The 22,308-nt window shown below is 35.9% G+C and carries 22 protein-coding genes and 1 pseudogene; 3 read left to right on the top strand and 20 right to left on the bottom strand.

Annotation, left to right across the window (positions count from 1 at the left end):
• Positions 1 to 16: 16 nt before the first annotated feature.
• From QOR44_RS02710 to QOR44_RS02700, 3 genes are all read right to left on the bottom strand, one after another.
• Entirely contained in the window at positions 17 to 751 is a 735-nt protein-coding gene (locus tag QOR44_RS02710) for an amino acid ABC transporter ATP-binding protein (protein WP_000230130.1), read from the bottom strand.
• Positions 744 to 1,436: an amino acid ABC transporter permease gene (locus QOR44_RS02705; protein WP_001011647.1), complete on the bottom strand. Its 693-nt coding sequence runs from the start codon at positions 1,434 to 1,436 to the stop codon at positions 744 to 746. The genes QOR44_RS02710 and QOR44_RS02705 overlap by 8 nt, the downstream gene beginning before the upstream one ends.
• A 141-nt stretch (positions 1,437 to 1,577) precedes the next feature.
• Positions 1,578 to 1,808, bottom strand: a complete 231-nt coding sequence (locus QOR44_RS02700; protein ID WP_000443582.1) for a DUF1797 family protein — start codon at positions 1,806 to 1,808, stop codon at positions 1,578 to 1,580.
• Positions 1,809 to 2,105: 297 nt separating this feature from the next.
• Between QOR44_RS02700 and QOR44_RS02695 the strand changes: the two genes are divergently transcribed.
• The 3 genes from QOR44_RS02695 to QOR44_RS02685 all read left to right on the top strand — a co-directional run bounded on the left by QOR44_RS02695 (position 2,106) and on the right by QOR44_RS02685 (position 5,374).
• A complete protein-coding gene (locus QOR44_RS02695) occupies positions 2,106 to 4,367 on the top strand; it encodes an ATP-dependent Clp protease ATP-binding subunit (protein ID WP_141444603.1) in 2,262 nt (753 codons plus the stop codon).
• A gap of 185 nt (positions 4,368 to 4,552) precedes the next feature.
• Positions 4,553 to 5,008: an NUDIX hydrolase gene (locus QOR44_RS02690; RefSeq protein ID WP_000184292.1), complete on the top strand. Its 456-nt coding sequence runs from the start codon at positions 4,553 to 4,555 to the stop codon at positions 5,006 to 5,008.
• A 63-nt stretch (positions 5,009 to 5,071) separates the two neighbouring features.
• A complete protein-coding gene (locus QOR44_RS02685) occupies positions 5,072 to 5,374 on the top strand; it encodes a DUF1827 family protein (protein WP_001237035.1) in 303 nt (100 codons plus the stop codon).
• Positions 5,375 to 5,490: 116 nt separating this feature from the next.
• Here QOR44_RS02685 and ileS read toward each other — a convergent pair whose 3' ends face one another.
• The 17 genes and pseudogenes from ileS to QOR44_RS02605 form a co-directional block, all read right to left on the bottom strand.
• On the bottom strand, positions 5,491 to 8,283 hold the full coding sequence (gene ileS / locus QOR44_RS02680) for an isoleucine--tRNA ligase (RefSeq protein WP_000768163.1): 2,793 nt from the start codon (positions 8,281 to 8,283) through the stop codon (positions 5,491 to 5,493).
• 284 nt (positions 8,284 to 8,567) lie between these two features.
• Complete coding sequence (locus QOR44_RS02675) at positions 8,568 to 9,338, bottom strand: DivIVA domain-containing protein (protein WP_001131467.1); 771 nt, start codon at positions 9,336 to 9,338, stop codon at positions 8,568 to 8,570.
• 9 nt (positions 9,339 to 9,347) lie between these two features.
• Complete coding sequence (locus QOR44_RS02670) at positions 9,348 to 10,136, bottom strand: YlmH family RNA-binding protein (protein ID WP_000171108.1); 789 nt, start codon at positions 10,134 to 10,136, stop codon at positions 9,348 to 9,350.
• Between the two features lies 1 nt (position 10,137).
• Positions 10,138 to 10,392, bottom strand: coding sequence for a YggT family protein (locus tag QOR44_RS02665; RefSeq protein ID WP_000604717.1), 255 nt, complete (start codon positions 10,390 to 10,392; stop codon positions 10,138 to 10,140).
• A 2-nt stretch (positions 10,393 to 10,394) separates the two neighbouring features.
• On the bottom strand, positions 10,395 to 11,000 hold the full coding sequence (locus tag QOR44_RS02660) for a cell division protein SepF (protein ID WP_001185359.1): 606 nt from the start codon (positions 10,998 to 11,000) through the stop codon (positions 10,395 to 10,397).
• An 11-nt stretch (positions 11,001 to 11,011) separates the two neighbouring features.
• Entirely contained in the window at positions 11,012 to 11,686 is a 675-nt protein-coding gene (locus QOR44_RS02655; RefSeq protein ID WP_000981485.1) for a YggS family pyridoxal phosphate-dependent enzyme, read from the bottom strand.
• Between the two features lie 5 nt (positions 11,687 to 11,691).
• Positions 11,692 to 12,972 (bottom strand): cell division protein FtsZ, encoded by a 1,281-nt coding sequence (gene ftsZ / locus QOR44_RS02650; RefSeq protein WP_000232007.1) that lies wholly within the window; start codon positions 12,970 to 12,972, stop codon positions 11,692 to 11,694.
• A gap of 21 nt (positions 12,973 to 12,993) precedes the next feature.
• On the bottom strand, positions 12,994 to 13,200 hold the full coding sequence (locus QOR44_RS10295) for a cell division protein FtsA C-terminal domain-containing protein (protein WP_370443801.1): 207 nt from the start codon (positions 13,198 to 13,200) through the stop codon (positions 12,994 to 12,996).
• Positions 13,174 to 14,367 (bottom strand): annotated as a pseudogene (gene ftsA / locus QOR44_RS02645) (cell division protein FtsA); the annotation flags it as partial. The pseudogene ftsA and the gene QOR44_RS10295, both read right to left, overlap by 27 nt.
• Before the next feature lie 271 nt (positions 14,368 to 14,638).
• Positions 14,639 to 15,775, bottom strand: coding sequence for a cell division protein FtsQ/DivIB (locus QOR44_RS02640; RefSeq protein WP_001124859.1), 1,137 nt, complete (start codon positions 15,773 to 15,775; stop codon positions 14,639 to 14,641).
• A gap of 3 nt (positions 15,776 to 15,778) precedes the next feature.
• Positions 15,779 to 16,855, bottom strand: coding sequence for a UDP-N-acetylglucosamine--N-acetylmuramyl-(pentapeptide) pyrophosphoryl-undecaprenol N-acetylglucosamine transferase (locus QOR44_RS02635; RefSeq protein ID WP_000516700.1), 1,077 nt, complete (start codon positions 16,853 to 16,855; stop codon positions 15,779 to 15,781).
• A gap of 2 nt (positions 16,856 to 16,857) precedes the next feature.
• Positions 16,858 to 18,213, bottom strand: a complete 1,356-nt coding sequence (murD, locus tag QOR44_RS02630; protein WP_000849681.1) for a UDP-N-acetylmuramoyl-L-alanine--D-glutamate ligase — start codon at positions 18,211 to 18,213, stop codon at positions 16,858 to 16,860.
• A gap of 129 nt (positions 18,214 to 18,342) precedes the next feature.
• Complete coding sequence (locus QOR44_RS02625; RefSeq protein ID WP_000499533.1) at positions 18,343 to 18,588, bottom strand: DUF3165 family protein; 246 nt, start codon at positions 18,586 to 18,588, stop codon at positions 18,343 to 18,345.
• A 44-nt stretch (positions 18,589 to 18,632) separates the two neighbouring features.
• Positions 18,633 to 20,474: a translational GTPase TypA gene (gene typA, locus QOR44_RS02620; protein WP_000183433.1), complete on the bottom strand. Its 1,842-nt coding sequence runs from the start codon at positions 20,472 to 20,474 to the stop codon at positions 18,633 to 18,635.
• A 231-nt stretch (positions 20,475 to 20,705) separates the two neighbouring features.
• Complete coding sequence (locus QOR44_RS02615) at positions 20,706 to 21,086, bottom strand: rhodanese-like domain-containing protein (protein ID WP_000367664.1); 381 nt, start codon at positions 21,084 to 21,086, stop codon at positions 20,706 to 20,708.
• A gap of 11 nt (positions 21,087 to 21,097) precedes the next feature.
• Positions 21,098 to 22,066 (bottom strand): ROK family glucokinase, encoded by a 969-nt coding sequence (locus QOR44_RS02610; protein WP_000038547.1) that lies wholly within the window; start codon positions 22,064 to 22,066, stop codon positions 21,098 to 21,100.
• Positions 22,063 to 22,272 carry a YqgQ family protein gene (locus QOR44_RS02605; RefSeq protein WP_000865866.1) on the bottom strand — a complete coding sequence of 70 codons (210 nt, stop codon included), beginning with the start codon at positions 22,270 to 22,272 and terminating at the stop codon, positions 22,063 to 22,065. The genes QOR44_RS02610 and QOR44_RS02605 overlap by 4 nt, the downstream gene beginning before the upstream one ends.
• Between the last annotated feature and the right edge of the window lie 36 nt (positions 22,273 to 22,308).

Here is a 22,308-nt window from a genome sequence, read left to right as displayed (position 1 = left end):
GTTTTAGACAATGAAATTATAATACTTTACTTAAGAAATCTCTTGTGCGGATTTCTTTTGTCTGCTCAAATACTTCCTTAGGGGCCCCTTGCTCAACAATAATTCCTGCATCCATAAAAATGACACGATCCGCTACTTCACGTGCAAAACCCATTTCATGAGTGACAATAACCATCGCCATACCAGATTTAGCTAAATCTTGCATAACAGTCAAGACTTCACCTACCATTTCAGGATCAAGAGCTGAAGTAGGTTCATCAAAAAGAAGGACATCAGGATTCATTGCAAGACCTCTTGCAATAGCAATTCGTTGTTGTTGTCCTCCAGATAAGCTAGCTGGATAAGTATTAGCCTTCTCTTTGAGTCCAACTTTTTCAAGTAGCTCATATGCTTTTGTCTGAGCATCAAGCTTAGAAAGCCCCTTTGTCTTAATAGGTGATAAAGTAATATTTTCTAGTACAGTCATATTGGGAAATAGATTGAACTGTTGAAAAACCATGCCCATTTTTTCGCGCATTTTAAAAATATCATTCTTTTTGTCTGTTATATCAATCCCTTCAAAAGTCACTGTTCCCTTTGTTGGTACTTCCAAGAGATTCATTGTTCTTAAAAATGTTGACTTACCAGAGCCAGAAGGGCCAATAATAACCACTACTTCTCCTTGATGAATATCCAAGTCAATGCCTTTTAAAACCTCATTTTTCCCAAAACTTTTATGAAGTCCTTGTATTGAAATAATTGGCTCAACCATCTATTTTTACCCCTTTCCCAAGATATTTCTCCATTTGTTTTAACAAAGCTGAGAGAATCGTTGTCAACATTAAATAGTAAAATGCTGCAAATAATAACGGTGCAACTGGTGAGTAAGTAGCCGTTACAACTGATTGTGCTCCGTTCCATAATTCCATGACACCAATAGTTTGAAGGAGAGCACTATCTTTAATAATTGTAATAAATTCATTCCCTAGAGCAGGTAAAATATTTTTAAAAGCTTGGGGTAAGATAACATAGCGAAGTGTATTTTTAGGTCGAATCCCCAACGAGTAAGCTGCTTCTATTTGTCCAGATGGTACAGCCTCAATCCCTGCACGTACAATTTCCGAAATATAGGCACCACTATTTAAGGAAATGATAATGATACCAGGTAAAAGTCGTGTAAAATCTAAATCTAAAACACCAAAGCTAATCGTTGGTAAATTGTTAAAATGCATCCATGCGAAAGCAATCATAATTTGAACTACCATCGGTGTCCCACGAAATACCCATACATAGAAATTAGCTAATATTGTGAGAAAATGTAAATTAGTACGCTTTACTAAAGCAATTAACACACCTATAATAGTTCCAAAAAAAACAACACATGTTGAAATCATAATGGTTACCATCACACCATAATTAAAATAGGACCAATATTGTGGTAAAAATGAAAAATTCATTGACATCTCCTAAAAAAGTAATTGCCAATAGTCTATCACACAAAGAATAAAAATACAAGTCTAAATAAATATTTTTGTTTTTATTCTATTTTACTGTATATTTAGATATAAAAAAAAGACCTTCAAGGTCTTTTATAATTATCAGTATAATAAATCGTAAATTTCCATTGCGATAAGGTCAATGCTGTCAAATGAATATGATTCACGCGCTTCTACATCACGTAATGTGAAAACAGGACCGTTTTCAGGGTCATTACTAAAAGATACTTCTGCTACAACAACACCTTCACGTTCAAAATTACGTTTTAAATTACCACCATCAGTCGCCATTAATTCGAGGCGATTGATGATTCTCACTAAATGTGATTCCATCTTACTTACTCCTATATATTTTCTAGTCTTTTCTATTTTAACACAAAAGTGACCAAAGCAACATGAAAAGCAACATTTTTACTAACTTTTTAACGATTTTATCGTCTAAAATCCGCAAATAACGATTTTTCTCAGTAGTCATCTATTTTTCAATTTAGCACTCTAATATATTCAGTGCTAAAAACAGAACTTTTTTCTTGATTTCTAGGCTTTAGGTGCTATAATAAAAGCATAAAGTTTGACTATATTTGACTATATACACATCAATAGTTAAATGTCATAAGAAAGGGGTAGCCTATGCTCTGTCAAAACTGCAAACTAAACGAATCAACTATTCATTTGTATACAAATGTTAATGGAAAACAAAAGCAAGTTGATCTTTGTCAAAATTGCTACCAAATTATTAAAACTGACCCTAATAATCCACTTTTTTCAGGTTTAAATCATGTTTCACATGCGCCTGGTGGCATCAATCCTTTCTTTGATGATTTCTTTGGAGATTTAAATAATTTCAGAGCCTTTAATGGCCAAGATTTACCAAACACTCCTCCTACACAATCAGGAGGAAACCGAGGTGGAGGAAACGGTAATGGACGAAATAATAATCGCAACCAAACTGCAACTCCTTCTCAAGCCAAAGGGATTCTAGAAGAATTTGGTATCAATGTCACTGAAATAGCCCGCCATGGTGATATTGACCCTGTTATTGGACGTGACTCAGAAATTATTCGTGTTATCGAAATCCTTAATCGTCGTACAAAAAATAATCCTGTACTTATTGGCGAACCCGGCGTTGGGAAAACTGCCGTTGTTGAAGGACTTGCTCAGAAAATTGTTGATGGTAATGTGCCTCATAAACTTCAAGGCAAACAAGTTATTCGTTTGGATGTTGTGAGTCTAGTACAAGGAACGGGCATTCGTGGTCAATTTGAAGAACGCATGCAAAAGTTGATGGAAGAAATTCGTCAACGTCAAGATGTTATTCTATTCATAGATGAAATTCACGAAATAGTTGGAGCTGGTACAGCTGGCGAAGGTAGTATGGATGCAGGTAATATTTTAAAACCTGCCCTTGCACGTGGAGAATTACAACTAGTAGGTGCTACTACTCTCAATGAATATCGTATTATCGAAAAGGACGCTGCCTTAGAACGCCGTATGCAACCTGTAAAAGTCGATGAGCCTTCTGTTGAAGAAACCATTACTATTTTGAAAGGTATCCAAAAAAAATACGAAGATTATCATCATGTAAAATATAATAATGATGCCATAGAAGCAGCTGCAGTACTATCTAATCGTTATATCCAGGACCGCTTTTTACCTGATAAAGCAATAGACTTATTAGATGAAGCTGGTTCTAAAATGAACCTAACACTAAATTTTGTTGATCCAAAAGAAATTAATCAACGTCTCATTGAAGCAGAAAATTTAAAAGCGCAAGCGACTCGTGAAGAAGATTACGAACGTGCAGCTTACTTCCGTGACCAGATTGCAAAATATAAAGAAATGCAACAACAAAAGGTCGACGATCAAGATACACCTATTATTACCGAAAAAACAATTGAGCACATCATTGAAGAAAAAACGAATATCCCTGTTGGTGATTTAAAAGAAAAAGAACAATCTCAATTAATTAATCTCGCAGATGACTTGAAACAACATGTGATCGGCCAGGATGACGCTGTCGTTAAGATTGCAAAAGCTATTCGTCGTAATCGAGTTGGTCTTGGTAGCCCAAACCGTCCTATTGGTTCCTTTTTATTTGTAGGACCAACCGGCGTTGGTAAAACTGAACTTTCTAAACAACTAGCAATTGAGCTCTTTGGTTCAGCTGATAGTATGATTCGTTTTGATATGTCAGAGTACATGGAAAAGCATGCTGTTGCTAAATTAGTCGGAGCGCCTCCAGGATACGTGGGATACGAGGAAGCTGGACAATTAACTGAAAAGGTTCGTCGAAATCCTTACTCGCTCATCCTTCTAGATGAAATTGAAAAAGCTCATCCTGATGTCATGCATATGTTCTTGCAGGTCCTTGATGACGGTCGATTAACAGATGGACAAGGAAGAACTGTTAGTTTTAAAGATACCATTATCATCATGACCTCAAATGCTGGTTCTGGTAAAACTGAAGCAAGCGTTGGCTTTGGTGCCTCACGAGAAGGTAGAACGAATTCCGTACTAGGTCAACTAGGTAACTTCTTCAGCCCTGAATTTATGAACCGCTTTGACGGTATTATTGAATTCAAGGCTTTAGATAAAGAGAATCTCCTCAATATCGTTGATATTATGTTATCTGACGTTAATGCACGTCTCGCCATCAATGGTATTCATCTAGATGTCACTGATAAAGTGAAAGAAAAATTGGTTGATTTAGGTTACGATCCCAAAATGGGAGCACGTCCATTACGTCGTACCATTCAAGAACATATTGAAGATGCTATCACAGATTACTATCTTGAGAATCCAAGCGAAAAAGAACTTCGTGCTATTATGACTAGCAATGGAAATATCATAATAAAATCTTCTAAAAAAACTGAAGAAAGTACAAAAGGTTGAGTAAGAAACTCAACCTTTTTTCACACTCTTCTCAAAAAATAATAGCCTCTATAAAGCTGTTTCTCTCCTACCTCGTCTTTAAATTTTAATACAATTATTAAGGAAATATTCCAAAAATTTTAGTATAATAAATAAAAAATAATTAAAGCTTTTAAAATCATAAAACACAATCAGGAGAGAGAACTATGACTAATCCTACTTTCGGTGAAAAAATAGATAATGTAAACTATAGGTCACGATTTGGTGTCTATGCTATTATTCCAAATCCAACTCATGATAAAATTATTTTAGTACAGGCACCTAATGGTGCTTGGTTTCTTCCAGGTGGGGAAATTGAAGAAAATGAAAATCACCTAGAAGCTTTAACTCGTGAGTTAATTGAAGAATTAGGTTATTCCGCAACAATTGGCCATTACTATGGTCAAGCTGATGAATATTTTTACTCTAGACACCGTGATACTTACTACTATAATCCCGCCTATATTTATGAAGTTACTGCCTATCATAAGGATCAAGCGCCACTAGAAGATTTCAACCATCTAGCCTGGTTTCCTATCCAAGAAGCTAAAGAAAAGCTAAAACGAGGAAGCCATAGATGGGGTGTCCAAGCTTGGGAAAAAAATCACCATTCTAGGAAATAATTCATACCTTTCTTCCTAAATAGTGTTATAATAAACCTAATAAGAATCAGGGGGAAAATAGTTATGAGACTAATTAATACAACCAGTAGTCATCCTGAACTAGTTCGAAATCAACTCCAAAATACAGATGCAAAATTAGTGGAAGTCTATTCAGCTGGCAACACCGATGTCGTTTTTACAAAAGCACCTAAACATTATGAATTATTAATTTCAAACAAATATCGTGCTATCAAAGATGAAGAATTAGAAGCTATTCGTGAGTTCTTCTTAAAGCGTAAAATAGATCAATCTATTATTATTCAAGAGCAGATGAAATCACTCCATACTGCCAAGTTAATTGAAATTTCATATCCAACAACAGCATAATTAAAAGAAGCCTAATCAAGGCTTCTTTTTTGATGACTACTAAACAAATGTCTTACCAATTTCTTCCATTAAAACTGGTAAGATATTTGTCAAAATATAGCGTTAAATAATTTTTATTAAGCTTCAAAACCTTGAGCTACTGCTTCAGGATAATATTGCTCAATAATTGCTGCACTAGCATCACAAACAGCTACACCATACGAACGCATCTTTGTGGTTGGATCAATACGGCGTGAGCGTTCGCAGACTTCACCTTCAGCGTGTTCAACAGTAAATGCAACACCTTCAAATGATACTGAGTCAGCTGGTTTGTCTGCTTCATCAGCAATTGTTAATTGTGAGACAATCATCAAGAGTGCAATATCGCTATTTAACGCTGTTAATAACGTTTTCACTTCTTGACTAGCATAAATTGTTAAATGTGCTTCTAGAGATTTACCAATAACTTTAGCGTTACGTGCTTCTTCGAGAGCTTTTTGAGCTTGTGTTCGTAACGTCATGAATGCTGACCACTCTTCAAGAATTTCTTCTTGACCAGAGAATGTCTGTGCAACAGGCATTTCTGCTAATTGAACAAACTCCTCCTCCTCATGTTCGAGGTATGACCAAATTTCTTCAGCAGTATGTGGTAGAATCGGAGTCAAAAGTTTTGTAAGTTTAACTAAAATATCATAGAAAACAGTTTGCATACGACGTCGTTCTGGACTGTTAGCCGCTTCGATGTAAACCACATCTTTTGCAAAATCAAGGTAAAATGCTGATAGATCAACTGTTACGAAGTTAACGACAGCTTTATAAATTGCCATAAAATCATAAGCAGCATAAGCTTTGTTGATTGTATCCACAACTTGATTAAATTTAATAGTCATATAACGATCAACGGCACCTAAATTTTCATAGGCTACTGCATCTTGTTTAGGATTAAAATCGGAAGTATTTGCAATCAAGAAACGCAATGTATTCCTGATCTTACGATAAGTTTCTGATGTTTGTTTTAAGATATCCATTGAAATACGAACATCATTACTTGAGTCAACAGAAGTTACCCACAGACGCAAGATTTCCGCACCAAATTGTTTTTCAACATCACTAGGAAGAATTGTATTTCCTAGAGATTTAGACATTTTCTCACCTTTACCATCAAGTACAAAACCTTGAGATAAGACTGCTTTGTATGGAGCGTGACCATTAACAGCAACTGATGTAATTAGTGATGAGTTGAACCAACCACGGTATTGATCAGAACCTTCAAGATAAAGATCTGCTGGATAGGAAAGGTTTTCACGAGCATTCATTACCCCATTCCATGATGAACCAGAATCAAACCAAACATCCATGATGTCTGTTTCTTTCTCAAAGAGACCATTAGGTGAACCTGGATGAGTATAACCTGCTGGTAGAAGGTCCTTAGCATCACGTTGCCACCAAACGATTGAGCCGTATTCAGCAAATAAATCTGCAACGTGATCAGTCACTTCTTTTGTCATGATAGCTGTACCATCTTCTGCATAAAAAATTGGAAGTGGAACACCCCAAGCACGTTGACGTGAGATTACCCAGTCGCCACGGTCACGGATCATGTTATAAAGACGTTTTTTACCCCACTCAGGTTGGAAATTTGTCTTTTCAATTTCATCGAGGATTTCTTGACGGAATTTCGAAACAGAGGCAAACCATTGTGGAACCGCACGCCAAATGATTGGCTTTTTCGTACGCCAGTCAAATGGATATGAGTGGTTGATAACTTCGCTGGCTAAAAGAAGATCTCCCAATTTTTCTTTTACAAGTGGTGTTACTTTGTCATAGAATTGACCTTCAAAATCAGGACCAGCATTTTCCATCATCAAACCACGACTATCTACGGTAACTACAACATCAAGTCCATTAGCAATACCAACGTTATAGTCATCTTCACCAAAACCAGGAGCCGTGTGGACAATACCTGTACCAGAATCTGTTGTAACATGGTCTCCAAGGATAACCAACTCTTCTACTTCTGTATCCCATGGATGTTCTGTAACAATGTGATTAAGTTCTTTACCAGTGTGATGAGTCACAATTTCAAAGTTTTCCCAGCCAAACTTAGCAGCGAGACTATCTACAAGAACCTCTGCAAGAAGGTATTTACGCTCACTACCTACTGGTACAACTACAACATACTCCATATCTGGTCCTACTGTTAAACCGCGTGAAGCTGTTACAGTAAATGGTGTTGTCGTCCAAACGACGATATAGGTATCTGTATCAAGAATTCCCTTACCATCTTTAACTTTATTGGCATAGTAGAGTGATGTCGAATCAATATCATGATATTCGATTTCAGCCTCAGCAAGGGCAGACTCTGATGACCATGACCAATACACTGGTTTAGCACCACGATAGATATATCCTTTATCTGCCATAGCACCGAAAACACGTACTTGATCTGCTTCATAATCTGGTGTTAGTGTAATATAAGGATTTTCCCAATCGGCAGAAACGCCCAGACGTTTAAAATCATCACGTTGTTTGTCAACTTGGCTGAGAGCATAATCACGACACATTTCAAGGTATTCAGCCAAGTCCATTTCTTTACGTTTAACCCCTTTTTTAGCTAATACTTGCTCAATTGGGAGTCCATGAGTATCCCAACCAGGCACATAAGGAGCTCGAAAACCTGACATTGATTTTGAACGTACAATAATGTCTTTCGAAATTTTATTTAGTGCATGTCCTACATGAATATTCCCATTAGCATAGGGAGGTCCGTCATGAAGGTGAAAGGCTGGTTTTCCTTCATTCAATGCTTGACGTTTTTTATAAATGTCAGCTTGATCCCATGCTTCTTGCCATTGAGGTTCCTTATTTGGAAGCCCTGCACGCATTGGAAAAGCTGTTTGTCCTAAATTCAAGGTTTCTTTTAATTTCATACTAACTCCTTATCTTATAGTAATAGTTATCACAATTTTTTAAATTGCTAAATAAAAAAGCTTTCATCACATAAAGGACGAAAGCTCGTGGTACCACCTTAATTCAGAGCAGAAAATAGCTATTTCTTACTCCCTCAACAACCCGTAAGGTGGGTTAAGCCTTCTACCTTACTTAAATAATAGTTCAGGTAGAATGATTGAAAATGATAATTTCAATATTAGGGATTGTAGGGCTCTCACCATCTCCTACTCGCTGATAATATAATATTAAAACCTTGTTTTTCTTAATCTTCAATATTTAATTTAAAAGTTTGAGTTTCACCTAAATTGATCGGTTCTTCCATTTGGAAATTATTAGTATCTAATAAACCTGACTCTTCAAGTTGTTTGTTACTTTCTTCAACACGACGCTGTAATTCTTCCATTTCATCTGGTGAGAATTGACGAGTAGCATCAAATGACTCAGTGTCATCCACCACTGGTAAAGCATCATCTTCATCAAGAACTTTTTCAACAACTTCTTTGAAAGAAGCATCAGAATTTTGAAGATAAATAGCTGTTGGTTTCAACAATTCTTCCCAAGCAGATGAGTTAGCTAATTTTAGCTGCCCTTCTAACTCAGAAAGCAAACGTTGGTGGAAAACACGTGATTGACGTTTCAAATCTTCTGTTTCTATAGCAACACGCTTAGCATCATCTGTCGCATCTCGAAGGATTTGATTTGCTTTTAATTTAGCCTCATCAATTAAATGTTGAGCATCAAATGTAGCTTTCCCCATTAGGTTAGATGCTTCATCCTGTGCTGAAATTTTCACACGCTCAGCAGTTTCTTGAGCTAAAATAACTGATTGACTTAACGATTCCTTCATTTCGTTGAAGTAAGCGATTTTCTCTTCTAAATCTTTAATGTATTGCTCTTGCTCACGATTACGTCTAATCAAGTCCTCGTAATCGTCAACAACAATCTCTAAAAATTCATTAACTTCTTCTTCGCTATAACCGCGAAATTTTGATGAAAATGTTTTATCTTTAATTTCAAGTGCTGTAAGTGGCATGTTTTCTCCTTAGTTATGTATCATTTTGTCTACTTCTAACTTATATTTTTGATTTTTAGTTAACCCTAGGTTATGGTTCAACGTAAATCGACCATATCCTCTAACACTAATCAAATCCCCCTCTACTAATTGTTCAGAAACTCGATTGACGGTTGCATAATTGACCTTGACTTTATCTGCCTCAATCAATTTCGTCGACTGTGTTCGTGAAATCTTTAAAATCGTTGCTAAAATTTTATCAAGACGTAAACTGGAAGCAATAACAGTTAGTTTTTGAATATCTTGTTTGGGAGTTAGAAGTTTGGACAAGGGAACTTCAGCTAATTGTACACTAGCAGTTCCAATTTTTGTAACTGAATGAACAAGGTGATTTGTCATTTGACTATCGACCAAAACCTGAGCACAGCCTTCTTCAACTAGGATATCCCCTAAAATTGATCGTTTTACACCTAAGTAATTCAGTAAAGTTCCCATAATTTTAGCATGGGTAAGGTGATTAAATTTAGCATTATACTTTATTTCAATTAGGCTAAGGTTAAAATCAACCATATCTAACTGATAGTATTCCGGTGCTATTATTACTTTAACATATTCTGTTTGAAAATACTGACCAGAAGTGTAATAATGACTACCTCGCCTCTCTAGAACACTTTCGAGTATTTTAAATTCCCTAGGATTTAGAAATTCAGTGGTAATAAACGAATAGGTGTTTTCGACATATTGAGCTAAATGGTCTATTTTATGGATAAACGCATACTCTTCTGGTCGAAAATGCTGATAAATATCATCTAACGTCATCTTATGTAAAAAGCAAGATTAAAAATCTACTCAACATATTTAGTAAAAAGAATGCTACTATTACTGTAAAATCTAGACCTAAAAATTGTAGATTAAATCTTCTGAGTGGGCGAATAATCGGATCAACAATCTGTACCACTAGTCTACCAATCCATGAATCGTATGCTCCTGGAAACCAAGATAACAAGGCATAGGCTAGTAAGATATAAGAATAGACCCTAATTGTTTTTAATAATATTAATAGTACTAATATCATATTTATCGTCTCTTCATATCAAAATCAAAACTCGTCTCTTGACCAGTCTTTGGAATATTCATCTCCTCAATATCAACCATAACATTGGCTGGTGTTAATAGAAACATTGAACTCCCAACCTTTTGTAATGAACCATATAATACTCTACTTGCACCATCAATATAATCCAAGCAACGTCGTGCTTGCGCATCAAGCATATATTGAAAATCAATCAAGACACATTCATTAACGATAAGTAAATCAACAATTTCTTGTGCATCCTCATACTTACGGGGATACTTCAGAGCAATTGTTACTTGTTCTCTCTGTTGTCGAACTGAGTCTTTATTTTGAACCCTAGGAGTAGCTTGCTGATAAGCATTGTCTCTCTGTACCCTTTGTCTCTCCTGACGATTAGGATCATAGGTAGAAGTTCTCGGACGACTACCAATCATCTCTTCCTCTGCGGAGTTAGTCATATGACTACGCTGAGAAGCTTCCTGTGCTGTAGCTGCTCTGGAATCTCTTTGCACTGAAGTTCTCTCTTGTACTTCGTGTACTTCATTTTCACTTACATCGTCAGTGTCAAAATAAGAAATAATTTTGTCAAATCTATCTTTTAATGCCATATTCCCCTCCATTATTTAAAGAATGAAGTTCCTATCCTTACAAATGTTGATCCATTTTGAATAGCAATATCATAATCTCTACTCATGCCCATGCTTAATTCTGTAAACGGCATTCGTTCTATGTTCCTAGCTTGAAGCCTTTTCCTAAGACTCTCAGTCTCTTCAAAAATTGATGATATTTCCTCTTTAGTTGCTTTTAAGGGAGCCATAGTCATGATGCCGATAAGTTCAATTTTATCGTACCGAGAAATTAAGTTCAGTGCATCATCTATTTGCTCAATAGTAAAACCATGCTTACTGTCTTCTCGTGATATATTAACTTGTAGAAAACATTTAATTGGTTTTTGAGCACGTTTTTGAATCTCAGCTGCTAACTTAACAGAATCTAAAGCATGAAAATAATCAACATAATTAATGACATCTTTAACTTTTCGACGTTGTAAACTACCAATGAGATGCCATGTAAGCTTTTCATCTTTTAATGCTTGATATTTTTCAAGAAATTTATCAACACGATTTTCACCGATATGATTAACACCTGTTCTAATAAGCGCTTCTGTTGTTTGACAGTTAACATATTTTGTTACAGCTACGATATGAACTGATTCATGAGCGCGACCTGCTTTTAGTGCTAATTTACTAACATTGTCAAAAATCGCTGTTTTATTTTCTTGTAAATTCATCATTTTAATTAACGGTTTTTAAAGAATGGAGGTGTTTCAAGTTCATCATCCATATCATCATTTTCTGAAAACGTTGACATAGACAACTTGCTATCAAGTTCACCTTCTGTCGGACGTGAAATATTATCACGACGAAGGTCCCAATTACCAAAAGCAGAACTTTGTTGCTGATTTTGTGCATGAGGCTGATTTTGTTGAGTTGGCATTTCGCGAGACTCTGTCATATCAAAGTTGCCACGACGATCAAAGTTTGAATTTGAAGTACTTTGACGTTCTGAAGGTGCTTGATTAGTTGGAGCTGATGTTGTAAAACCAGATACTTGATTAGTTTTATCTTTACGTACACCTGTTGCAACAACTGTTACGCGGATTTCGTCTTTCATATCCATGTCAATTGAAGTACCTAACCAAATATTGACACCTTTACCTGCTGCTTGGCTAACAATCTCTGATGCTTCCTCTGCTTCAGTAAGTGTCATATCCATACCGCCGGTAACATTGACAATAACGTCTTCTGCTCCATCAATCGTTGTTTCAAGAAGTGGTGAATAAATTGCTTTTCGAGCAGCTTCAGTAATACGTTCCTCACCAGAACCGATACCAATTCCCATCAGTGCATTACCTTTATTTGCCATAACTGTTTTAACATCTGCAAAGTCAAGGTTAATTAAACCTGGGTTAGTAATCAAATCCGTAATACCTTGAACACCTTGACGTAAAACATTATCTGCTTCACTAAGAGCTTCAAGCAATGGTGTCTTCTTATCTACAATTTCAAGAAGATTATTATTTGAAATGATAAGCAGTGTATCAACTTGTTCTCTTAATTCTTGAATACCTTCGATAGCGAAGTTAGAACGTTTATTACCCTCAAAGCCAAAAGGACGTGTGATGACCGCTACTGTAAGTGCTCCTAAACTCTTTGCAATACGTGCAATAACTGGAGCCGCACCTGTACCAGATCCGCCCCCCATACCTGCTGTGATAAATACCATATCAGCGCCAGTAAGTGCTTCTGTTAAAACTTCTTCACTTTCTTCAGCTGCTTTACGACCAACTTCAGGTTGTCCTCCTGCACCAAGTCCGCGAGTTAATTTTGGACCAAGTTGAATGACAGTTTCAGCTTTTGAGCTACTTAAGGCTTGAATATCAGTATTTGCTGCAATAAACTCAACGCCAGCGACACCTTCGTCAATCATGCGGTTAATAGCGTTACCGCCACCGCCTCCAACACCAATAACTTTAATAACTGCACCTTGTACTGATGCTGTATCAAATGAAAATACCATTTTTATTCCTCACTTATTGTTTTAGTCAAACATACTTCCAAAAATTCCTCTGATGCGCTCACCAATATTAGCTTTAGGCTCAGTAGGCTCTTGAGCGTTTTCTCTTGCTCGGATTGGTTCTAAATTAGAATCTTCCATAGAAGAGGTTAACGGCTCAGAATAAGGCATTGTCGACATTGTATTTGTTTTTTCTTTATAATCAAAGTCGACTGGTTTATGTCTTAGCATTTCGTCGCCAGTTACAGCATGTTGTGCGATAATGTCAACTTCTGACATCATTCCTACATAATCAACGATACTAATAACATTAGCAAACATTGGATTGCGAATACCTACTTGGTTTGGAACGTGCAATTTAACTCTAGTTCCAAAAATTTGTTGAGCAACCTCGACAACTCCTGGCATAATTGCACCACCTCCAACAAGAATAATACCACCAGGTAAATCAAGTAAACGACCTCTACCCAAGTCTTGTTTGACATGTTCTAAAATTTGACGAATACGTCCTGAAATAATTTGCGAAAGATAGCTTTCTGTAATTTCAACAGGTTCCTCGTTACCAACAACATTAACTTGAACTGTATCAGAAGTACTTGCTTCTTCAACATTAGCTTGTCCAAAGTTGAATTTCAATGCTTCGGCGATTTCTACTGTTGTACGTAGCACTTTAGAAATATCTTTGGTAACATAATCGCTACCTTCAGAATAAATATTAGTATATTGCAATTCTTGATTACGCATAGAAGCGACTGTTGTTTGTCCGCCTCCCATATCAATCACAGTTGCACCAAACTCACGTTCACCTTCGTTTAGAACTGATTTTGCTAAGGCTAGAGGGGCGATCACAACATGCTCTACTTTTATACCTGCTCGTTCAACAGTTTTACGAAGATTATGAAGGATAGTTGTTGGTCCAGTATAGATAAGACCACGCATCTCAAGGCGAATCCCCATCATCCCTCTAGGGTCTCTAATCCCTTGGAAACCATCTACAATGAATTCAAGCGGAATCAATGAAATAACTTCTCTTTCAGGAGTAATGCTTTTAGTCAATGCTGATTTAACAACACTTTCGACATCTTCATCCTTAATTTCTTTTGATTCATTAGGAACAGGAATCATTCCTTGAGTTGGTTCAATTTGGAGAAGATTTGCTGGTAATCCAACATTGATTTTGTCAATGGTGATGCCTGCTTTCTCCTCAGCTTGTTTTACCGCCTCTTTGATTGCAGTTGCTGCTGCCTCAATATCAATAATTATACCATCTTTTACACCGGAACTAGGGACGTTGCTAACCCCAATTACATTCATTTCATTTGCAATAAATTCTGCAACTAAAACTTTAATCGAGCTTGTTCCTATATCCAAACCAGTAAAAAAGCCATTTCTAGCCATTCACTCGACCTCGCTATCTTTCCATTCTTTTCTATTCTACATCTGCCAAAAACAGAATTATTCAGAAAATATTATACCATAAAAAAAGCAGAATTGTTACCAAATTACGTTTTTTTATTAAGCAACATCAAATTGAAATATTTCTAACTTATTTAAACCATTCGGAACTTATAACAAACTTAAATTTTTTTCAAGAAATCAATTTTTACTAGCAATCTATGACTGACTTGATATATATAAAAAAGACTGATAAATCCAGTCTTTTTTATTGCTAATTAACATTTTGAGGGTTAGGTGCCTGCTCTGTTGCTATCTGTTGTCCTTGTTGATTAGTATTTGAGTTATTTGTTTGTCCTTGACTATTTTCCGCAACCTGACCATTTTGTGTTTGTGTTTTATCAGTTGATTTATTTTTTGTATCTTCTGCTTTAACAGGGGTTGATTCAATGGTATTTGTTGTTGTGTAAACTCCCACTTCCATATCAACAATAGAAGGTTCCTTAAGGTTCTTCTTAATTTGTTTGTAAAAAGGAAGTCTTTCTTTAAATTTAGATAATGGTATTCTAATACTATTTCCATCGTGCATATCTAACAGCAGGAGGTCAGGTGTCGTTTTAGAATCAGCTAAACTTATCACCTGAATCTCACTTATTAAATCAGGGTCTAAAGCCTTTAAATCTTTAATTAATAGCTTAATACTATCTTCCTTATCAAGGTTAATTGTTAAGAAGTGCTTTGGTAGCTCTGAACTATTTACAGGATCAGCCTTTTTTCCAGTTTCCAAGACAGGTTGATATCCTTGCTTTGTATGTGCATATGCAATAATCTTATTTTCTTGAACTTGAATATGAAACTTATTGGGAAATTGATAAGTCATCTGAGCTGTTTTTACCCATACATCTTCTGCAGCTAAACGTTGTTCAATAGCTTTATGTTTAAAAATTAAAGAAAAGAAATAATCGTTTTTTTGAATATTCGTTTTCTCTATCAAAATATCATCAGGTGTATGCTGATTTCCACTAACTGTTATTGTTTTTTGCTTACTAAAAGGAGTTAGTAGGAAAACGGAAACTAAAATGACTAGGAATGCTACTACAAATATAGGTGCAGTTCTAATGCGATTAGTTTTGGCTAAGCTGTTGACTATTTTTTCTTTTTTCTGTTTCTTTTCAATCTTAGGTCTTGAAATCTTTGGAAAATGAAGCTTCTTAATTTTAGTAGTATTTTGAGGTTCTTCAGGAGAAGAAATATTTAATTTACTTCTTTTATCTAAGCGTAATTTTTCGTTAATACGTTTTTGTTCTTCTTCATCTTCTTTGCGTTTTTTTAAAAATTCAAGGTTACGCTTTTGCCATTCCGTTAAGACAACTTCTTCTTTTTCTGGGGTATCTGATTTCTTCTTAGGCATGTTTTATCCTTTTGTTACTTTTGCCATATCATCAATTAATAATTGATAAAATTCATCTTGAGATTTTATTTCAGATGATTGTGACATGTTTTTTTCGTAACTCTCACTGTTAGAAATTAATAAATTTATCTGTTTCTCAAGTGTATTTATGTTTAATTCAGATTCTGGTAACTGCAATGCGTAGCCCTTTTCTTCAAAATAAGCAGCATTCTCTAATTGGTCACCTCGGCTCGCTTCACGTCCAAGAGGGATAATAAGATGAAGTTTTTTCATAGCTACTAATTCAAAAATAGTATTAGAGCCACCTCGTGTAACAACCACATCTGCTAAATTCATTAAAGGCTGATAAAGGTCTGTAACATAATCCACGCGATAAAGGTTCTTCTTCAATCGATTGAGAGAAGAATCGCCTGAAATATTGATAACATTATATTTTTCTTCCAGCTCAGGTGTTTGAGTAATAAAATCATTGAATACTTTTGCACCTGCTGATCCTCCAATAAATAGTAAGGTCTTTAGGTTTGGATCGAAGGCTTCTTTTATACTAGTTAAGTCAGTATTTTCAAACGACTTTTTACAATCCATGACTTTTGTTACAGCACCAATATGCTTAGTTTTGATTAAATCTTTAGATTGTTCAAAAGTCGTATACATAATAGTCGCAAATTTATAAGCAATCTTATTTGCTAACCCCATTGATAAATCTGATTCATGAACAAAAACAGGAACTTTTAATAGGCGTGCAGCTACTACAGGAGGTACTGAAACAAATCCCCCTTTTGAAAATAAGGCTTGGGGTCTAAGTTTAGCAATAATAGCAATCGATTGAAGAACGCCAACCCCTACTTTAAAGACATCTAACATATTTTGCCATGAAAAATAGCGACGTAGTTTCCCAGTAGCTATAGAGTGGAATGTGATATCAAGTCCAGACTGATTAATTTGTTCATGTTCTATGCCATTTTTATCACCAATATAATGTACTTCCCAACCATCTTTGATAAATTTGGGGATTAATATTAGGTTTAGTGTTACATGACCTACCGTACCACCACCTGTAAAAACAATTTTTTTCCCCATAGTTACTCTCCTCTAAGACTTTCGAAAGTATCAATGAATTCATCACCACGGACTTCGAAATTCTTATACATGTCCCATGATGCATTTGCAGGACTTAGCAAGATAACATCGCCCTGTTGTGCCACCTCATAAGCTTTATGTACCGCATCTCTAACATCTAAAGCATCGCTATAAGTTACTCCTGCTTTTTGTGCAGCACGTTTTACTCGAGATGCCGATTCCCCTAAAACAACCATATGTTTAAGTCCAGTGATATCTGGTATCAATTCATCAAACTCATTACCGCGATCAAGACCTCCTGCAATTAGGATAACTTTAGTATTATCAAAGCCAGATAATGCTTTTTGAGTTGCCAATATATTAGTTGACTTGCTGTCGTTATAGAAACTAATACCATGAACCTTACCGAGTGATTGCAAGCGGTGTTTAACACCTCCAAAATTGCTTAAAGTTTCTCTAATAACTTGATTACTGATACCAGCCAGTTTAGCAACCGCAATAGTTGCTAGAGCATTCTCTACGTTATGGCTTCCTGGGACACCAATGTCATCTACTGACATAATATTCTCCCCTTTATAGAAAAGTTGCTTGTCTTGTACGTAAGCACCATCAACTTTTTCCGTAGTAGAGAAAGGAACGATTGTTGCTTTAGTAGTTTTAGCTAACTCTTTAGAAATACCTTGATTAAAATTAAGTACCAAAAAATCAGATGAAGACATTTGATTTTGGATATTCCATTTTGCAGCAACATAATCTTCAAAAGACCCATGATAATCTAAATGAGTTGGCATTAAATTAGTAATTACTGCAATATGAGGACGAAATTCCTTAACTCCCATTAGCTGAAAACTTGATAATTCCATAACTAGAGTATCTTTATCATTCGCAGCCTGAACAACTTCACTAGCAGGAAAGCCGATATTCCCAGCTAACAAACCTCTCTGACCTCCAGCATTTAAGACTTCTGCAATCATCGTTGTCGTTGTCGTTTTCCCGTTAGAGCCTGTAATACCTATTAGCTGAGATTCTGAAACTAAGTATGCTAATTCCACTTCAGTCAAAACAGGGATTTGTTTTTCTAATGCTTTTTTGACCATAGGATTGTTATAAGGTATTCCTGGATTTTTAATCATGTAACAAAAATCCTCATCTAACAATTCTAAAGGATGACTACCACAAACCACTTTAATACCCTCTTCCAACAAAGACTGTGCTGTTGGATTTTCATCAAATGGTTTGCCATCATTAACTGTCACTATTGCTCCTAACTTAGCTAACAAACGTGCAGCAGCTTCTCCAGATCGTGCTAAACCAAGGACTAAAACTTTTTTATTTTCAAATGTTGTTATTGTTTTCATTACTCGTCCCATTCTATCATTATTATCCCTATTATTTTACCTTTAATCAGTGGCTTTTTCAAGGTAAAGGATATGTCTCTAATTTCTCAAAACAAAAGAACTTAGGAGACAAAATCCTAAGTTCATAAGCTATTTCTTCTTTTCTGACAAATTCAATGTTTCTTTAAATGCTGTATATCCTAGAGGAATCATTATAAGCCCAATATACAATTCACCTGGCAATTGAAGGATTTTAATAAAACTCATAACTGCCAAGACAAGTAATAAGGCTACCAAACCTACTAAACCAATAGCGTTCAAAGTATTACGTACTGTTTTTGGTGCCATAAAAAAGTAATACAAGGCAATCAAAAGGGCAACAATTAAGTAAAACATAGAACTCCTTTCTTATTAATCATAAATAAGAAATACTTTGGATATTATTCAGCTGATTTTTTCTTTTTATTAGCTTTGTCACGTGCTGCTTTATTTAAAATTTGTTTACGAAGACGAATAGACTCAGGAGTTACTTCCATGTACTCATCATCTGCTAAAAATTCAAGTGACTCTTCTAAAGTAAGGATACGAGGCGTCTTGATGACTGCAGTTTGATCTTTAGTTGCTGAACGGACATTTGTCATTTGTTTAGCAGTTGTAATATTGACTCCGAGGTCATTATCACGAGAATTCTCACCAACAATCATTCCTTCATAAACTTCTGTACCTGGATTTACAAAGATAGTCCCACGTTCTTCAATACGCATAATTGAATATGTAGTTGCTTTACCATTTTCAATAGAAACCAAGGCACCACGATGACGACCACCAATTTCTCCTTGAACAACCGGTAGATACTGGTCAAAAGTATGATTCATGATACCATATCCACGTGTCATTGAAAGAAACTCTGTTGAATAACCAATCAAACCACGTGCAGGAATCAAGAAAATCAAACGCGTTTGACCATTACCAACCATCTGCATATCAAGCATATCACCTTTACGCTCTGACAAACTTTGGATAATAGCACCCTGATATTCTTCTGGAGTATCAATTTGAACACGCTCAAACGGCTCGCATTGAACACCATCAATTTCTTTGATGATAACTTCTGGACGTGATACTTGAAGTTCATATCCCTCACGACGCATTGTTTCAATAAGGATAGATAAATGTAATTCTCCACGCCCTGAAACCGTCCATTTATCTGGCGAATCTGTTGGGTCAACACGTAAAGAAACGTCTGTTTGTAATTCTGCTAAAAGACGTTCTTCAACCTTACGTGACGTAATCCATTTACCTTCGCGACCTGCAAATGGTGAATTATTCACCAAGAAAGTCATTTGAAGTGTTGGCTCGTCAATACGTAAAACTGGTAGTGGTTCAATAGCATCTGTCGGAGTTACTGTCTCACCAACGAAGATATCTTCCATACCAGAAACAGCGATTAAATCACCCGCTTTAGCCTCTTGGATTTCTTTACGTTCAAGTCCAAAGAAACCAAAAAGTTTTGTTACGCGGAAGTTTTTAGTTGTACCATCAAGTTTTGAAAGAGTAACTTGATCTCCAACTTTGACAGTCCCGCGGAAAACACGTCCAATACCAATACGTCCTACAAAATCATTGTAATCAAGAAGAGAAACTTGGAATTGAAGTGGTTCTTCCGAGTTGTCAACTGGGGCTGGAATGTGATCAATGATAGTATCAAAAATCGGTGCCATTGTTTTTTCTTGATCTGAAGGATCATCTGACATTGAAGATGTTCCATTGATAGCTGAAGCATAAACAACAGGGAAATCTAGTTGATCATCATCAGCACCGAGCTCAATAAATAGTTCAAGAACTTCATCAACAACCTCTGATGGACGAGCTGACGGCTTATCAATTTTATTTACAACAACGATTGGAATTAAGTTTTGTTCAAGAGCTTTCTTCAAAACAAAACGTGTTTGTGGCATTGTTCCTTCGTAGGCATCAACGACTAAAACAACACCATCAACCATTTTCATAATACGCTCAACTTCACCACCAAAGTCCGCGTGACCAGGTGTGTCCATAATATTGATACGAACATCGTTGTATGCTACGGCTGTATTTTTTGCAAGAATGGTGATACCACGTTCTTTTTCGATATCATTTGAATCCATTGCACGTTCTTCAAGCTCTTTACGCTCATCAAGAGTATGTGATTGTTTTAATAATTCATCAACGAGAGTTGTTTTACCGTGGTCAACGTGGGCAATGATCGCAACGTTACGGATATCTGTTCTTAAATTTGTCATGTTTTCCTCTATTTTATAATGTAATTCTGTTAACTTATGAATTATAACACAATTTTTCTTAAAAAACAGAATTTACACAAGTGTAAATGTTTTCATATTAACTGCCTATTTGTGATAAGAAAACTTTTCATCATTTCATTATTTATGCCATTTATTTTCTACTTTTTTCAATTTAATTCATTTCTACAAAAAGTGAAGAGAGTTATTAATAGTAACTCTCTCCTTAGTATATTACTTAACTCTACCCGTCCAGTAATTGAAACCGTCCTTTAACACGTAAAGTTGATTAAAACCTTCTTTTCTGAGTAACAAAACAATCCTTGGAATAGATTGACCACGGCTTGCGTCATATAAGAGGACAGGTTTATCTTTGCGCAAAGCCGATAAGGCAACTTTAAATTGACTTGCTGGAATGTTACGTGCTCCGAGAATATGCTTTCTATGAAAAGCACCAGCTTCTCGGATATCAATTAACTGTCCTCGTGACATTTCTTTTTGAAAAGACTCGTTATCTAAAAATTTAGCTGCCCTACGAACCCTCCAATAATTCCAAGATGCCCAAGCAACAAAAGCCAGAAGAATAACAATAATTAAAATAACAGACATATCCATACCTTATCTCCTTAACTTGCTTGTTGATTGGCTAAGCTTGCTGCACCAATAATACCAGCATCATTACCTAGTTCAGCAATCTTAATTTTAGTTGACTTTTTAACTTGTGGGAAAGCAAATGTGACAAAGTATTTCTCAACGCGACTACGTAAAAATTCACCTGCTGCTGAGACACCGCCACCAATAACCACAGAATCAGGGTTTAAAATATTTGAAATATTAGCTGCTGCCAGTCCAAGGTAACGTGATACACGTTCAACAACAGAATTAGCAAATTTATCCCCATCTTCTGCTGCTATAAAAATATCTTTACTTGTAACAGTATCACCGTTGTCAATCGCTGCTTTAATGGCAGACGAACCCTCATATTGTTCTGCGAGTTGACGTGCTACTCTAACAACACCTGTCGCTGATGCAACTGTCTCAAGGCAGCCTTTGTTACCACATGTGCACGTAAATCCATTTTCTGGATCAACAATCATATGCCCAATTTCTCCACCTGCTCCTGCAACACCATGGATGAGGTTACCATCTGCGATAACACCTCCACCTACTCCTGTTCCGAGGGTTACGAAAACAACGTCGGGATTATTGGCACCAGCACCTACCCAGCGTTCACCAAGTGCTGCAACATTAGCATCGTTATCAATAAAAAATGGAATTCCAACTTCTTTTTCAATAACTGAACCTACTTCTTGAGTATCAGCCCAATTTAGATTAAAAGCACCTGTTACTGTTTTACTAGTTCTATCAACAGCTCCTGGAGAACCCATACCGATACCGAGAAAGTCATCTTTTGTTAATCCATAGAGGCTCAAACGATGTTTGAGAGATTCAACGATATCAGAAACGATATGTCTTCCGTTTTCTAAAGTATTGGTCTCAATTGCCCATTTTTCTTGTACTTCTCCCTCAAGCGTCAAGATACCAAATTTAATGGTCGTTCCTCCGAGGTCAATTCCCAATAATTTCTTACTCATTTTTTATTTTCCTTCTCCAATTCTAGTCTGTGCTCTCTTCTTAAAATCAGTTCTGCTTTTAAATAATCATCTCTACTTATCAGACCATTATCGTAGAGACGTTGCAATTCAATCTTCATAACTTCGATATCATAAAGACGTTTACCAATATAAACATAAATACCAAATTTTTTCAAAAGATTCTGCACATCGAATAAAACTTTCATATATGAATTTTAACAGAAAACCATTCAATTTTCAAG

It is taken from the genome of Streptococcus agalactiae (assembly GCF_949788565.1).
GTDB classification, from domain to species: Bacteria; Bacillota; Bacilli; order Lactobacillales; family Streptococcaceae; genus Streptococcus; species Streptococcus agalactiae.
Note: the sequence above shows the minus strand (reverse complement) of the source record. Positions and strands in the feature narration are given on the sequence as shown.

What these genes read in the sequence shown, in the direction of transcription:
- QOR44_RS02610 (WP_000038547.1), bottom strand. Translation starts at nt 22,066, where the DNA reads ATGAGTAAGAAATTATTGGGAATTGACCTCGGAGGAACGACCATTAAA.
- QOR44_RS02605 (WP_000865866.1), bottom strand. Translation starts at nt 22,272, where the DNA reads ATGAAAGTTTTATTCGATGTGCAGAATCTTTTGAAAAAATTTGGTATT.
- QOR44_RS02695 (WP_141444603.1), top strand. Translation starts at nt 2,106, where the DNA reads ATGCTCTGTCAAAACTGCAAACTAAACGAATCAACTATTCATTTGTAT.
- QOR44_RS02660 (WP_001185359.1), bottom strand. Translation starts at nt 11,000, where the DNA reads ATGGCATTAAAAGATAGATTTGACAAAATTATTTCTTATTTTGACACT.
- QOR44_RS10295 (WP_370443801.1), bottom strand. Translation starts at nt 13,200, where the DNA reads ATGCTAAGACATAAACCAGTCGACTTTGATTATAAAGAAAAAACAAAT.
- QOR44_RS02670 (WP_000171108.1), bottom strand. Translation starts at nt 10,136, where the DNA reads ATGACGTTAGATGATATTTATCAGCATTTTCGACCAGAAGAGTATGCG.
- QOR44_RS02635 (WP_000516700.1), bottom strand. Translation starts at nt 16,855, where the DNA reads ATGGGGAAAAAAATTGTTTTTACAGGTGGTGGTACGGTAGGTCATGTA.
- murD (WP_000849681.1), bottom strand. Translation starts at nt 18,213, where the DNA reads ATGAAAACAATAACAACATTTGAAAATAAAAAAGTTTTAGTCCTTGGT.
- QOR44_RS02690 (WP_000184292.1), top strand. Translation starts at nt 4,553, where the DNA reads ATGACTAATCCTACTTTCGGTGAAAAAATAGATAATGTAAACTATAGG.
- typA (WP_000183433.1), bottom strand. Translation starts at nt 20,474, where the DNA reads ATGACAAATTTAAGAACAGATATCCGTAACGTTGCGATCATTGCCCAC.
- QOR44_RS02625 (WP_000499533.1), bottom strand. Translation starts at nt 18,588, where the DNA reads ATGTTTTACTTAATTGTTGCCCTTTTGATTGCCTTGTATTACTTTTTT.
- QOR44_RS02705 (WP_001011647.1), bottom strand. Translation starts at nt 1,436, where the DNA reads ATGAATTTTTCATTTTTACCACAATATTGGTCCTATTTTAATTATGGT.
- QOR44_RS02655 (WP_000981485.1), bottom strand. Translation starts at nt 11,686, where the DNA reads ATGATGAATTTACAAGAAAATAAAACAGCGATTTTTGACAATGTTAGT.
- QOR44_RS02665 (WP_000604717.1), bottom strand. Translation starts at nt 10,392, where the DNA reads ATGATATTAGTACTATTAATATTATTAAAAACAATTAGGGTCTATTCT.
- ileS (WP_000768163.1), bottom strand. Translation starts at nt 8,283, where the DNA reads ATGAAATTAAAAGAAACCTTGAATTTAGGACAAACAGCTTTTCCAATG.
- QOR44_RS02640 (WP_001124859.1), bottom strand. Translation starts at nt 15,775, where the DNA reads ATGCCTAAGAAGAAATCAGATACCCCAGAAAAAGAAGAAGTTGTCTTA.
- QOR44_RS02615 (WP_000367664.1), bottom strand. Translation starts at nt 21,086, where the DNA reads ATGGATATGTCTGTTATTTTAATTATTGTTATTCTTCTGGCTTTTGTT.
- ftsZ (WP_000232007.1), bottom strand. Translation starts at nt 12,972, where the DNA reads ATGGTATTTTCATTTGATACAGCATCAGTACAAGGTGCAGTTATTAAA.
- QOR44_RS02710 (WP_000230130.1), bottom strand. Translation starts at nt 751, where the DNA reads ATGGTTGAGCCAATTATTTCAATACAAGGACTTCATAAAAGTTTTGGG.
- QOR44_RS02700 (WP_000443582.1), bottom strand. Translation starts at nt 1,808, where the DNA reads ATGGAATCACATTTAGTGAGAATCATCAATCGCCTCGAATTAATGGCG.
- QOR44_RS02685 (WP_001237035.1), top strand. Translation starts at nt 5,072, where the DNA reads ATGAGACTAATTAATACAACCAGTAGTCATCCTGAACTAGTTCGAAAT.
- QOR44_RS02675 (WP_001131467.1), bottom strand. Translation starts at nt 9,338, where the DNA reads ATGCCACTTACAGCACTTGAAATTAAAGATAAAACATTTTCATCAAAA.